15 protein-coding genes are annotated in these 13418 nt (G+C 39.1%); 9 read left to right on the top strand and 6 right to left on the bottom strand.

Translation table 11 applies throughout. The features are described 5' to 3' along the window. The first annotated feature begins 267 nt into the window (after positions 1–267). Entirely contained in the window at positions 268–678 is a 411-nt protein-coding gene (rplU, locus tag AsFPU1_RS15710) for a 50S ribosomal protein L21 (protein ID WP_124972493.1), read from the top strand. Between the two features lie 46 nt (positions 679–724). Further along, positions 725–997 (top strand): 50S ribosomal protein L27, encoded by a 273-nt coding sequence (rpmA, locus tag AsFPU1_RS15705; RefSeq protein WP_124972495.1) that lies wholly within the window; start codon positions 725–727, stop codon positions 995–997. Positions 998–1048: 51 nt separating this feature from the next. On the opposite strand, the gene AsFPU1_RS15700 is transcribed toward rpmA, so the two are convergent. Together AsFPU1_RS15700 and rpsP are read right to left on the bottom strand one after the other, a co-directional pair. Then, the gene (locus AsFPU1_RS15700) at positions 1049–1465 is read right to left on the bottom strand and encodes a KH domain-containing protein (RefSeq protein ID WP_124972497.1); all 417 of its coding nucleotides are present in this window, start codon (positions 1463–1465) and stop codon (positions 1049–1051) included. Continuing rightward, positions 1458–1706, bottom strand: a complete 249-nt coding sequence (rpsP, locus tag AsFPU1_RS15695; RefSeq protein ID WP_124972499.1) for a 30S ribosomal protein S16 — start codon at positions 1704–1706, stop codon at positions 1458–1460. The genes AsFPU1_RS15700 and rpsP overlap by 8 nt, the downstream gene beginning before the upstream one ends. 293 nt (positions 1707–1999) lie before the next feature. On the opposite strand from rpsP, the gene tnpA reads away from it, so the two are divergent. From tnpA to proS, 4 genes are all read left to right on the top strand, one after another. Next, the gene (gene tnpA / locus AsFPU1_RS15690) at positions 2000–2401 is read left to right on the top strand and encodes an IS200/IS605 family transposase (protein ID WP_124972501.1); all 402 of its coding nucleotides are present in this window, start codon (positions 2000–2002) and stop codon (positions 2399–2401) included. A gap of 95 nt (positions 2402–2496) precedes the next feature. Continuing rightward, positions 2497–3399 (top strand): S66 peptidase family protein, encoded by a 903-nt coding sequence (locus AsFPU1_RS15685; protein WP_124972502.1) that lies wholly within the window; start codon positions 2497–2499, stop codon positions 3397–3399. Between the two features lie 91 nt (positions 3400–3490). Continuing rightward, on the top strand, positions 3491–3844 hold the full coding sequence (locus AsFPU1_RS15680) for a Rieske (2Fe-2S) protein (protein ID WP_124972504.1): 354 nt from the start codon (positions 3491–3493) through the stop codon (positions 3842–3844). Positions 3845–3895: 51 nt separating this feature from the next. After that, a complete protein-coding gene (gene proS / locus AsFPU1_RS15675) occupies positions 3896–5701 on the top strand; it encodes a proline--tRNA ligase (protein WP_124972507.1) in 1806 nt (601 codons plus the stop codon). Between the two features lie 181 nt (positions 5702–5882). On the opposite strand, the gene rsmA is transcribed toward proS, so the two are convergent. Then, a complete protein-coding gene (gene rsmA / locus AsFPU1_RS15670) occupies positions 5883–6695 on the bottom strand; it encodes a 16S rRNA (adenine(1518)-N(6)/adenine(1519)-N(6))-dimethyltransferase RsmA (protein ID WP_124972509.1) in 813 nt (270 codons plus the stop codon). A gap of 163 nt (positions 6696–6858) precedes the next feature. Here rsmA and AsFPU1_RS15665 point away from each other — a divergent pair, with 163 nt between their 5' ends. After that, positions 6859–8514, top strand: coding sequence for an MFS transporter (locus tag AsFPU1_RS15665; RefSeq protein ID WP_124972511.1), 1656 nt, complete (start codon positions 6859–6861; stop codon positions 8512–8514). 77 nt (positions 8515–8591) lie between these two features. On the opposite strand, the gene ctpB is transcribed toward AsFPU1_RS15665, so the two are convergent. From ctpB to AsFPU1_RS15650, 3 genes are all read right to left on the bottom strand, one after another. After that, entirely contained in the window at positions 8592–9980 is a 1389-nt protein-coding gene (gene ctpB / locus AsFPU1_RS15660) for a carboxyl-terminal processing protease CtpB (protein WP_124972513.1), read from the bottom strand. Positions 9981–10086: 106 nt separating this feature from the next. Beyond that, positions 10087–10551 carry an NUDIX hydrolase gene (locus AsFPU1_RS15655; RefSeq protein ID WP_124972515.1) on the bottom strand — a complete coding sequence of 155 codons (465 nt, stop codon included), beginning with the start codon at positions 10549–10551 and terminating at the stop codon, positions 10087–10089. Further along, on the bottom strand, positions 10514–11089 hold the full coding sequence (locus tag AsFPU1_RS15650; protein WP_124972517.1) for a DNA-binding protein: 576 nt from the start codon (positions 11087–11089) through the stop codon (positions 10514–10516). Before AsFPU1_RS15650 ends, AsFPU1_RS15655 begins: the two co-directional genes overlap by 38 nt. A 39-nt stretch (positions 11090–11128) precedes the next feature. On the opposite strand from AsFPU1_RS15650, the gene folD reads away from it, so the two are divergent. Together folD and AsFPU1_RS15640 are read left to right on the top strand one after the other, a co-directional pair. Then, positions 11129–12001, top strand: coding sequence for a bifunctional methylenetetrahydrofolate dehydrogenase/methenyltetrahydrofolate cyclohydrolase FolD (folD, locus tag AsFPU1_RS15645; protein ID WP_124972519.1), 873 nt, complete (start codon positions 11129–11131; stop codon positions 11999–12001). A gap of 273 nt (positions 12002–12274) precedes the next feature. Beyond that, a complete protein-coding gene (locus AsFPU1_RS15640) occupies positions 12275–13402 on the top strand; it encodes a DegT/DnrJ/EryC1/StrS family aminotransferase (protein ID WP_124972521.1) in 1128 nt (375 codons plus the stop codon). Positions 13403–13418: the final 16 nt, after the last annotated feature.

Here is a 13418-nt window from a genome sequence, read left to right as displayed (position 1 = left end):
AAAAGTTATGCGTTTTTCATCAAAATCATAGCAGCGTCTAACCCACCCTACGATATATAAGATTTTGTTATCACCACAGGCACAAAAAAACTCAAGTACTGTTCTGGAATTTAGGATCTTGACATGCATAACAAAAATGCCCTATAATTATAGATTGTGTGTCAGATTCCTGCTCGGATCAGGTTTAAGACATGGGCAAAAGCAGATATCAAGCTAGAAGCCTGAATATTTCTGCTACCTGTACGGCAACTAACAAAGGACAATTTTATGACTTACGCTATCATTGAAACCGGAGGCAAACAACTTCGGGTCGAACCGGGCCGTTTTTACGACGTTGATCGTCTTGGGGTTGAGACTGACAGCCCTTACAGCATTGATAAAGTTCTACTGATCAATCATGATGATGGGATTACGGTGGGACAGCCTTTTATCGAAGGGGCAATTGTTGAAGGACTGATTCTTGAACATCGACGCGGACGGAAGATTATTGTCTATAAAATGCGTCCTAAAAAGAAAACCCGCAAAAAACGGGGACATCGCCAAGAATTGACCCGATTAATGATTACGGCTATTAAAGTAGATGGTTCAGTCATTGCTGAAACTGAATTAGATGGAGTATCTATGGCAGCAACACAAGCTTCAGAGGAGGAAACAACGGCCTCCACTGAAGAAGAATAAGCCTACAATAGACTATAGAACATTAGGAAACAGATAATAAGGAACTATGGCACATAAGAAAGGAACTGGTAGTACTCGTAACGGTCGTGATTCAAGAGCGCAGCGACTCGGTGTTAAACGTTATGGTGGACAAGTAGTCAAAGCAGGGAATATTCTTATTCGTCAACGGGGAACAAAAGTTCATCCAGGGAATAATGTAGGTAGAGGCAATGATGATACTCTGTTTGCTTTGGTTGATGGTATTGTGACCTTTGAACACAAAACCCGCAGTCGTAAACAAGTAAGCGTTTACCCTGTCCCTGAAGCAGCCATTAATTAATTGTGGCACTCCCTCGCCGTAGAACGGCGGGGATTTTTGGTTCAAAGAGTGTTACTGTTGCCAACGACTTTTAACCGAAAGATTAGGCCCCTCAGGGGGGCCAGAACGGGGTCTTCTTTTGACAAATTTACGGTCGTTGTCATAATTATTACGAGGGTTAGGGCGGAAATTTTCGCTGTTTCCTTCATAAATATCTAAATGAACAGACTGTCCTGCTTCTGCTGCCGCGATACTTAGGACTATGCGAATTGCCAGAAGATTACGCCCTCCTCGTCCAAACACACGGCCTTTATCGGTTTCTTCAAACGCTACTCGCACCCAAGCCCGTTGATTATTATTAGCCCTTTCACAATCAATAGTCAAGGAATCTGGTGAGTCTAAAAGGGGTTTAACCAAAAATTCTACCATTCCCAAATAATCTGGGGTGGTATGATGCCCTTGGTTAGACAGAAAATTAGGTTTAAGCATTGACTTGTTCAAATACTTGAGCTTTTCTTAAAATGCTACGCACGGTTTCTGTGGGTTGTGCGCCTTCTTTGAGTCGTTTGACGATTGCTGGCACATTTAGACGGGTTTCGTCGGTTCTGGGATTATAAAAGCCTAATTCTTCTAAGGGACGACCTTCTCGACGGCTTAAGCTTTTCATTGCTACTATTCTATAGCTGACTTCTCCTTTTTTGCCGTATCGTTTTAAGCGTAGTTTGACCATGTTATTTGTTACTTTGTGAGTAGGACAATTGTTAGTATTGATTCGGTGGTGAGGAAGGATTGTCTTGGTTGTTCCCCTAATTTTCACCTCGAACTTCTCATTATACCATGTTTAGCTATTTTTTGATAGATCTGAATTTGAAGATCTAAAAATTGTTGACATCCTGCAACATCCGAACAGTTTGGCTAACTGCTATTTATGTTGGTCTGTCGGGTAGATTCTATAGCGATAGCTTAATTTAATGTGATATACTAAATGGGTCTGTAGATGAATATTAATCTAGGTCAACTAAAATGTCAAGCCATCTTCGTAAAGAACGTCACAGCGTTTCAGATTTAAAGATTCACTTGGTCTGTGTTACTAAGTACAGAAGTAAGGTTTTTACGGCTGAAAGTCTAGCATTGATTGAAAAATCTTTTAAAGAAGTGGCATTAAAAATGAATATAATGGTGCTAGAATTTAATGGGGAATCAGACTATGTTCATGTCTTAATTGAATATCCGCCAAAGCTATCTATATCTTTAATCGTAAATGCTTTAAAAGGTGTTTCTAGTCGTAGATACGGACAATACGGTTTTCCTAAACCGTACGGAAAAGATGCTTTATGGTCGCCTAGCTACTTTGTTTCTTCTGTTGGAGGTGCACCATTAGAAGTGTTAAAATCTTACCTCAAAAACCAAGAAAAGCAGTCCTAGAAGGACGGGGTTTAAAACCAAATTTTCTGATAAACAGGTCAAAAGGTTGGATAATTTGATCAATTTTGACTTAATTAACACAGTGCAAAAATATTATGTCCTCTTGGAAAATTCCCCCTTTTTTGACCCCAGGGGATAGGGTACAAGTCATTGCTCCTAGTGGTGCGCTCAAAGAGTTTTCGGCATTAGAAGAAGGGCTAGAAATTTGGCGATCGCGGGGATATCAAGTAGAATTAGGGAGTAATTGGCAGACAGTTTATGGTTATTTAGCCGGAACCGATAGTCAACGCCGACAAGCATTATTAGAAGCTTGGGAAAACCCTGATTGTAAAGCTATTCTCTGTACAAGGGGGGGTTATGGCAGTGCTAGATTATTCGAGCATTGGGACTGGCCTTCTATATGTAAAATATCCCCTAAATGGGTGATTGGGTTTTCTGATATTACGGGGTTATTATGGCGTTTAGCAACAGTTGGTATGTCAGGGCTTCATGCACCTGTTTTGACTACTTTATCTGCTGAACCAGCTTGGTCAATTGATCGTTTATTCGACTGTTTAGAGGGTCGTTTTCTTGCCCCATTGCAGGGCCAAGGATGGGGAGGCGGCCAAACAACAGGTTGGTTACTTCCAGCTAATTTGACCGTTGCTACCCATTTGTTGGGAACGCCCGTTCAACCTGCTCTAGATGGGGCGATTTTAGCCCTAGAAGACGTGGGAGAGGCTCCCTACCGTATTGACCGTTTATTGACTCAATGGCGTTTAATGGGGGCATTTAATGGGGTTAGAGGGGTTGCTTTAGGGCGATTTAGTCGTTGTCAAGTTCCGTCCGGTAGTTCTGGTTGGACAGTGGAGGAAGTTTTGCGCGATCGCTTAGGGGATCTAAATATTCCGATTGTTTCTGAGTTACCTTTTGGTCATGATGGGGTTAATGCTGTCTTACCCCTTAGGATACAAGTAAGATTAGATGGAGATCAGGGAATACTTGAATTTGTAAGATAAGTTAATTTTCTTGTATAACGGTATGACTAACGACAAAAAATGGTAAAGTGAACCACGATGTCTAGATTAAGTCAATTAAGAGTGATTAACAATGAGTTGGACAAAAGTTTTGGCCGCTGATGCGCTTTCCCCTGACTCCCGTGAAGTGGTAAAAGTCGGTAATCGTAATATTTTGTTACTAAACCATCAAGGACGGCTGTACGCAGTCGATAATATATGTCCTCATCTAAAAATTTCGCTAAAAAAAGGCAAAATTACTGAGGATGGAGCAATTGTTTGTCCAATGCACCGCAGTGCTTTTGATTTGACAACGGGAGAGGTTAAAACCTGGACACCTTGGCCCCCAGTTGTAGGAAATGTTCTGGGGATGATTTCCCAAGAAAAACCCTTACCTGTATTTCCTGTTAAGGTAGAAGAAGGTAGTATCTGGATTGATATCAACTAAACCATGACTTGCCTTATTCACTCTGAGGTTGTCTCTTAAAGGAAACCACAAATGCGACTGTCTCAAATGTTGTTTGTTACTCTGCGTGAAGATCCCGCCGAAGCAGAAATACCTAGTCATAAACTCTTATTGCGGGGAGGATACATCCGGCGTATCGGTAGTGGTATTTATGCTTATTTACCTCTAATGTGGCGGGTATTGCAGAAGGTTTCCCAAATTGTACGGGAAGAAATGAATACTGCGGGGGGCCAAGAATGTTTACTACCTCAGTTACAACCCTCTGATTTATGGAAGGAGTCAGGAAGATGGGATACTTATACTAAAGCAGAAGGAATCATGTTTTCTCTGACGGATAGACAGGAGAGAGAATTAGGTCTTGGCCCCACTCATGAAGAAGTGATCACCACAGTGGCCAAAGAAATGATCCGTTCCTATCGACAATTACCTGTTAATTTATATCAAATTCAAACTAAATTTAGAGATGAAATTCGTCCTCGTTTTGGCTTAATGCGGGGTCGAGAATTTATTATGAAAGATGCCTATTCTTTTCATGCTTCTCAAGAAAGTTTGCAAGAAAGTTATGAGGCGATGGATAAAGCCTATCGTAACATTATTAGTCGTTGTGGCTTGGCTTTTCGGGCGGTAGAAGCTGACTCTGGGGCTATTGGAGGGTCAGCATCTCAAGAGTTTATGATCTTAGCTGAAGCTGGGGAAGATGAGGTTCTTTATACGGAAGATGGTAAGTACGCGGCGAATGTAGAAAAGGCGGTTTCTTTGCCTATTGATGCTGAAATATCTCCTTTTAAAAAGTATGAAAAAAAAGAGACTCCAGGAACAGATACTATTGAAAAGTTGTGTAAGTTTTTGCAATGTTCTCCGACTAATATTGTTAAAAATGTCCTCTATAAAGTGGTTTATGATAGTGGACAAATGGTGTTAGTTTTAGTCAGTATTCGGGGCGATCAAGTGGTTAATGAAGTTAAATTAACTAATGAATTAGTTAGATTAGCTCCTAATTATAAGGCTAAAACCATTTTAGTTTTAGGGGTTCCTGATGAAACAGAACAGCAAAAATGGGCTGCTAAACCTTTACCTTTAGGTTATATTGCTCCTGACTTAGAAGATGGTTATATTGATAAGGTTAAAGATGTTATACCCAAATTCTTACGTTTAGTGGATCAAACTGCCGTTGAATTAAAGAATTTTGTCACGGGAGCGAATGAAAACGGTTATCATGTTGTTGGGGCAAATTGGGATAAAGAGTTTAAGTTACCTTCTTTAGTTGTTGATATCAGAAAGGCAACTATTGGCGATCGCGCTATTCATGATCCTACTCAAATATTAGAGAATGCCAGAGGAATTGAAGTGGGTCATATTTTTCAATTAGGGATTAAATATTCTCAAGCAATGGGGGCAACTTTTACTAATGAAGCGGGGGAAGAAAACCCGATGATTATGGGATGTTATGGGGTTGGTGTTTCCCGTTTGGCCCAAGCTGCCGTAGAACAATCTTATGATAAAGATGGCATTATTTGGCCTGTAGCTATTGCGCCTTATCATGTGGTGATAATTATTCCTAATATCAGTGATAAAGAACAAATAGAAGTAGCAGAAAATATCTACACTCAGTTAAATAAAATAGGGGTAGAAACTTTATTAGATGATCGAGATGAACGAGCAGGAGTTAAATTTAAAGATGCTGATTTAATTGGCATTCCCTATCGAATTGTGACCGGGCGATCGCTTAAATCTGGTAAGGTAGAAGTGGTAGAACGTAGCACGAAAAAGTCTCAAGAAATTGCTATTGAAGAAGTGGTAACTACTCTGAAAAGTTGGGTTAATTCTGCACAAAATTAGGAGAATAATATTTATTTAATAAACCAAATGGTGAGGACACGACATTAATAAGATTGTTATTTTACCATTAATTTACTATTGCCGTGTCCCTACAGATAATTATGCTGTATCTTATTAATTTTCACACTTAAAAATATTTATGTCATAGACAATTTATGTCCGACTACTTATTAAGATTGTTTCACGATAAATAATTACTCAAAATAATCCATTGTTCAAGACTTAGATCTTCTGCCCTGACGTGGGGATTAATATTTAATTGTTCTAAAATTAAAGTTAAACTATCCCTTTCTATGATACTTTTTAAATTATTATGTAACATTTTACGACGACTAGAAAACCCTAATTTGACTAAAGTTTCCAATTGTTGAGGATTCATTGCAGGGTTAGCAATGGTTTGGGGACGCAACCGAATAACAGCAGAATCAACTTTAGGAGGGGGATAAAAAGCCTGACTCGGAACGTCACAAATATACTCACAATGGGCTAAATATTGTATCCTAACAGATAATGCTCCATAAGTTTTAGTACCAGATTGAGACACAATACGTTGAGCTACTTCTTTTTGAACAAGTAAAACAATTAAATCATAATTATGGTGTCGGGGTTGAGAAATTTTTCCTAGTAATTTTTCTAGAATTGGCCCCGTAATATTATAAGGTATATTAGCAACAACTTTATTAGGAGGCAAAAAATGAGGAAAATTTATTAATTGACTCTTTACATCAAGGGTTAAAATATCTCCTTGTAAGAGTAAAAAATGATCAATTTTACCTAAACTTTTAACTAAACCGTGACACAAATCTCGATCTAATTCTACAGCTACAACATTTTTAACTTCTGGTAATAAACGACGAGTTAAAATTCCTGTTCCTGGCCCAATTTCTAGGATACTATCTTGTTGTTGAAGTTCACTAGCCTTAATAATTTGTTCTAAAGCTTTTTCACTCTTTAACCAATGTTGGGCAAAACGTTTACGGGGATTAGGTGTCATTTGGCGTTACCAGTTACCAGTTATCAGTTATCAGTTACTACCACAAACAAGTCGATAGCTTGAAGCAACGAATATTTTTATTTCTATCCCCTTGAAAGAGGAGGATCAAAACCTCTTTTTTTCCTCATTGATTATTCAATATTCAACTGCTTAATTTATTACTATGACCGAACCTAAATCTGAGAAACTTCATTTTACCACAAAATTGGCTTATGGTGCTGGAGATTTTGGCCCCGCTATTACCGCTAATATTCTCGTATTTTATTTATTATTTTTCTTTACAGATGTAGCGGGATTATCTCCTGGTTTAGCGGGTAGTGTCTTGATGATTGGGAAAATTTCTGATGCTATTAATGATCCCATTATTGGTATTTTAAGCGATCGCACTCGTTCCCCTTGGGGTCGTCGTCTTCCTTGGATATTAGGGGGAATGATTCCTTTTGCTTTATTATATTGTTTACAATGGATTATACCTCATTTTAGTGATGATATTAATGTTAATACATGGGGTTTATTTGCTTATTATGTGTTAATCGGAATTTTGTTTAATATTTGTTATACAACAGTGAATTTACCTTATACTGCTTTAACTCCTGAATTAACTCAAGATTATAATGAACGGACTAGTCTTAATAGTTTTCGGTTTTCTTTTTCTATTGGAGGGAGTATTTTATCTTTAATTCTTTATATTTTAGCCTCTGCTGCTTATCCTAATAACGCCCCAATTAAATATTTAGTCTTAGGTATTAGTTGCGGAATTTTAGCAATTTTAGCTCTTTTATGGTGTACCCTTCGGGTTCAAGAAAGAGGAGCAAAACCGATTTTAAATTTAACACAGAAAAAACTTTTAGGTCAATTATTATTACCCATAGCTATCGTTGGTCTAATATATGGAATATTAAGAACAATTCCTGGATTATCATCTTTAGTCGGTGGCATGGGTAAATTAGATTTTATCAGTTTTTTTACCTTGCTAATGAGTTTAGGATTTTTAGGGTTTAGTCTTAGTTTATTATTAGCAGTCCCTGAAGATCATTTAACTAATGAACTAGCTAAAAAAGAAAACAAAATTGCTCAAGAATCAGAATCTTTACCTTTTAAAGAACAGTTAAAAATTGTTTTTAACAATCGTCCCTTTTTATATATTATTGGAATTTATTTATGTTCTTGGTTAGGGGTGCAGTTAACTGCTTCTATTTTAGTTTATTTTGTTGTTAGTTACATGGGATTAGGAGAAGATAAATCAGGATTAGTTGCTTTAGCTGTCCAAGGAACTGCATTAATTATGTTATTTTTCTGGCAAGCTGTTTGTCAAAAATTAGATAAAAAAAATGTTTATTTTATGGGAATGGGGGTTTGGATTATGGCTCAAATTGGCTTATTTCAGTTACAACCAGGTCAAATTACTTTAATGTTTATCTTAGCTATTATGGCAGGAGTTGGCGTATCAGTTGCTTATTTAATTCCTTGGTCTATGGTTCCTGATGTGATTGAATTAGATGAGTTACAAACGGGACAAAGACGGGAGGGAATTTTTTATGCGTTTATGGTACTTTTACAGAAATTTGGCTTAGCATTAGGCTTATTTTTAGTAGGTATTGTATTAGAAGCTGCCGGATTTATTGCCAGAATACCTGATCAACCAATTCCTACCCAACCGGAAAGTGCCTTATTAGCGATTCGTCTGGCAGTTGGCCCCCTTCCTGCTATCGTATTAATCATTGGGTTAGTATTAGCTTATTTTTATCCTATTACCCGTGAAGTTCATGCAGAAATTCGCTTAAAATTACAACAAAGATATGAAGAAAATGAACCATAATATTTACTAATGTAGGGGTCAACGGTCGTTGACCCCTACGCCAGTTATATTCTAATTCCCGACCTTAATTTCTGCTATCAGCGCGTTTCGGGTTTAGGTGAGCTTTGCCAACGGGGATTTTCCTCTTTCATCGTCTCCCGTAAGTTCTCCCAACGCAGACCAACGGGTTTGGGTTCAGGACGCACAAACTTAGCTGAAGGATGAGTTTTTAAGACAGTGATCGCCCGTTTGTATTGGGGATCTGCATTACTTCCCATTATATCTGGCTCGTTTTTAAACTGGAGTTGTTCCTCCATGCTCAAATCAAGATAAACATCAGGTTTAATGCCTTTATGATTAATATCAGTGCCACTGGGGGGATAATAACGAGCGATGGTAACAGCTAACCCAGACCCATCAGATAGAGAATGAACCGACTGTACTGTTCCTTTCCCATAAGTAGTGGTTCCGACAACTGTAGCTCGTGCATTTTCTTTGAGCGCACCCGTCAAAATTTCGCTGGCACTGGCTGATCCCTCATTAACCAATATTACTAAAGGTAAATCCGTTAAAGCCGTCCCATTCGCTGAAAAATGGCGATCTCCGCCTCTGCGGTCAATAGTACTGACAATTTCCCCTTGTTTGAGGAACATTCGAGCAATATCCACACTAGCAAAGAGTAAGCCACCCGGATTACCTCGTAAGTCTAAGACATAACCCGTAACCTTTTGTTTACCAAGATCACTGATAGCTTCTTTCATCTGCTCGGCCGCATGAGAACTAAACTCATCTAAACGAATATAACCAACCTTGAGGTTATCTTCTTGTTTGACGCTATAATTCACCGAAGCAATTTCAATTTGGGCGCGAGTGAGGTTAACTTGAAAAACCCCTTTATCCTTGCGAGATAATTGTAAACTGATTTGAGTGCCAACTTCCCCTTTAATTTCTTCTTGAGCTTGTTCTATGGTCATCAGGGCCGCAGGTTTATCGTTGATGCGAATAATGCGATCGCCTGATTTAATCCCAGCTTCCATGGCCGGGGAATTTTTCACTGTATCTACCACATATAAACTGCTGGTGCGTTTATCGACAGCTAATCTTACACCAACTCCTGATAACTCCCCAGAAGTTTGACTGGTTAAAACAGAGAAGTCTTCGGGAGCAAGAAAGCGAGTATAAGGGTCTCCTAACTCTTTTAAGGCTTGACGGATGGCTTTATACGCTTGTTTCGAGTTAACATAGTCACCGCTAAGCAATTCTTGACGTTTTTCTTGCCAATCAACCCGATTAAAGCCTCTATCTACGAATTCATTATTAACAATTTGCCAGACTTCATCAACTAATGCTCTAGGATTATCTTGTAAAGTTTGGGGGGCAGATTCACTGAGGGCAGGAGTAACTAAAGCTTGTAGGGTCATAGCAGCGAACGCGCCTCCCCACAAAACAGATTGAGATAACCAAACAGATTTTATAGGCTTATTCATAGGGTATTAAGGCAATGGGATAATAAGGATGAATTACAAGAACAGGTCAAGGAACAAACGAAAAACACCATTGGTTAGAGTAAGGTATAACACACTCCTTAATTATTTACTTTAACCGAGACTCAAAAAAATCGAGTAAAATTCTTTGGTGAATATCTCCCAAAGGACGAACTTGCTCAATTTTGGTAGAATAACATTGTCCTTGTTGAATGGTTTCAAGGGATGCTAAGGCTAAATCGGCTCCTTCTTGTAAGTCTAATTCCTCCAAACCTATTGTCAAGGGAGCATGATAAATATATCTTACTGCTCTGTCATCGGCATAACAACGGAATTCCGTCGCTACATCTATAACATAGCTAATTTCTTCAAGAATCTCCCGTTTTAGTCCTGCTTCGGGACTTTCTCCTGGTTCTAAATGGCCACCAAATAGTCCCCAATGACCTGGATAGAGAATTGTGGGCAAATCATCCCTTAATTGCAGTAAACATTGATTATCTTGGTAAAGGATAGCCAAAGCTACGGGAGAAGGAGAATTATTTGACGTTACGTTTGTGGGGAAGGAGGAGATCATCGACATTGAGTTCAGTGGTGGGTTTAGCTTGGGGAGAAGATACGCTTTGAATGGGTTGAATAGGTTGATTGACAGTTTGAACAGGTTGACTGACGGTTTGAGAGTCTTGACCGAGTTTTTCTACTTCTACGATATACAATTCTCCCAAATCTTGTCCACCTAGAGGAATAGCTTGATATTCTACCTGTCCTTTAATTATTATCTCATCTCCGGTTTGGGGAAGTTGTCCATTGGTCAGTACCCAAATTGTCCCACTTTCATCCCGTAGTTTATAAGAACCACTGTCCATAAAAGGGGCGCGATCAACGACTCTGCCCCGTATATAGATTCCTTCTGGTTGGGTGTTTTTTCGCTGAATTAGGTCTTTAATAGGGATTACAGGCGGTTGAGCCAATCCCAGATAATTAAGAGGAGTACAACCAATTACCCCCCCCAATATCAGGGATAATAAGCTACTGTGCCAAACCCTAATGTTTAAAACTTTCATGGTGAGTGCGATAAGTTTGACTTGACTGAGATATCTTATCCAATAGGACATCTAAGAATCCTCCTAGTTCCAATTGTGTAATGATTATCAATGCGTTCTACAACTGCTTGTTTATTAAACGGTAAAGCTTTAGCCGAAAAAATTCAGGGTGATCTCAAAGAATTAATTACAATCTTACAACCTAAAATCGGCCGGCCTCCAGGGTTAGCGGTGTTGATGGTGGGTGATGATCCGGCCAGTGCTGTCTATGTGCGTAATAAGGAACGAGCTTGTGCTAAATTGGGCATGGCCTCTTTTGGCCATCATTTTCCTGGCCAAACTTCTCAAACTGAGTTAGAAAAGGTTATTCAAGAACTTAATCAAGATCCCCGTGTTGATGGTATTTTAGTTCAGTTACCCTTACCTCCTCATTTAGATTCAGTGGCGTTACTTCATACCATTGCCCCTGAAAAAGATGCTGATGGACTTCATCCGATGAATTTAGGGCGTTTAGTGCGAGGAGAGTCAGGATTACGCAGTTGTACTCCTGCTGGTGTCATGCGTCTGTTGGAAGAATATCAGATTGAGGTAGCCGGAAAACACGCGGTTGTGGTGGGACGTAGTATTTTAGTGGGGAAACCTTTGGGGTTAATGTTACTCAAAAAAAATGCTACAGTCACTATTGCTCATTCTCGGACTCAGAATTTAGCTGAAATTACCCGTCAAGCTGATATTTTAATCGCTGCGGTGGGTAAACCTCAATTCATCACTGGAGACATGGTAAAACAGGGGGCCGTGGCTATTGATGTGGGTATTAATCGCATTGTTAAGTCAGATGATAATGCTATATTAGTGGGGGATCTCGATTTTGAGTCGGTGGCCCCAGTAGCGGATTATATTACTCCGGTTCCTGGTGGTATTGGGCCAATGACGGTGGCTATGTTACTCTACAATACCGTCCTGAGTTATCAAGATCGACAATGATTGAATTTCTCAAATAATTGGGACTAAAATCTCGCTTTTTGGGGCGAAACGTTTTTGGATTTAGACTTACAATACCCGTTACAAAAACAAACTTCTGTACGGGCGGGTTTATCTAGCATATTTGTGAGAATCACCGGAATTTTGTCAAAAACCCGCCCCTACGTGCAATCGCGCCACTAGAACTTGGCGACTTCTAACTTGGCGACTTCCTTAACCCCTTCCCTTTTGCTCGAAAATTTGCTTTCATTAATTATAAATTCTTGGGTTACGCGAGTGAACATCCCCCCCGTCGATTTAGTCCGTCAATATAAACTTATTAGCGAAGAAATTGATACTGCTGTCCTCGATGTTATTAAATCGGGTCGCTATATTGGTGGTGCGGCTGTTGATAATTTTGAGTCCCAGTTTGCCCAATATGTGGGAACCACCGAATGTATTGGTTGTAATTCTGGAACAGATGCTCTGTATTTAGCTTTACGGTCCTTAAATATTGGCCCAGAAGATGAAGTCATTACGTCTCCGTTTACTTTTATTGCTACGGCTGAAACGATTAGTTTAGTCGGGGCTACTCCTATTTTTGCTGATATTGACCGTAATACTTTTAATATTGAGCTTAACTGCTTAGAAAAAGCAATTACCCCTAAAACTAAAGCTATTATTCCGGTTCATTTATTTGGTCAACCCGTCAATATGACCGGTTTAATGGAAATTGCTCAAAAATATAATCTTTATGTGATTGAAGACTGCGCCCAAGCAACAGGGGCTAAATGGGGGGATAAACAAGTCGGTAATATCGGACATATTGGCTGTTTTAGCTTCTTTCCCACGAAAAATTTAGGCACTTGTGGGGATGGAGGGGCCGTCACCACGAATGATCCGGCGATCGCGGCTACTATTCGTACTATTAAAGAACATGGTAGTCAAGTACGTTACTATCATGATATGGTGGGGATTAATAGTCGTCTGGATTCGATTCAAGGGGCTATTTTACAAGTTAAATTACGATATTTAGATCGTTGGAATGCACAAAGACGCGAGGTTGTCAAGCGTTATCATGAGTTATTAAATGCTATTTCTGGAATTCAATTACCCCAAGAAATATCAGGAGGTTATCATGTTTGGAATCAATATTCAATTTTAATTGAACAAAAAGAAATTACGGATAAATTATATCGAGATCAAATTCGAGAAAAATTACAAGAACAGGGAATTATTTCTATGATATATTACCCAATTCCCTTACATTTACAAAAAGTTTATCAAGGTTTGGGGTATCAAGAAGGGGCTTTTCCAGTGACGGAAAAAGCATCTCGTGAGGTCTTATCTTTGCCTATGTTTCCTGATATTACTTTTGAGGAACAACAACGAGTTGCTTATGGGTTAAAAGACGCTTTAGGTTAGAGAGAATCCCCTTCAT

This window comes from Aphanothece sacrum FPU1, from assembly GCF_003864295.1.
Taxonomy (GTDB): domain Bacteria; phylum Cyanobacteriota; class Cyanobacteriia; order Cyanobacteriales; family Microcystaceae; genus Aphanothece_B; species Aphanothece_B sacrum.
This window is presented reverse-complemented; position numbering and strand designations above follow the sequence as displayed.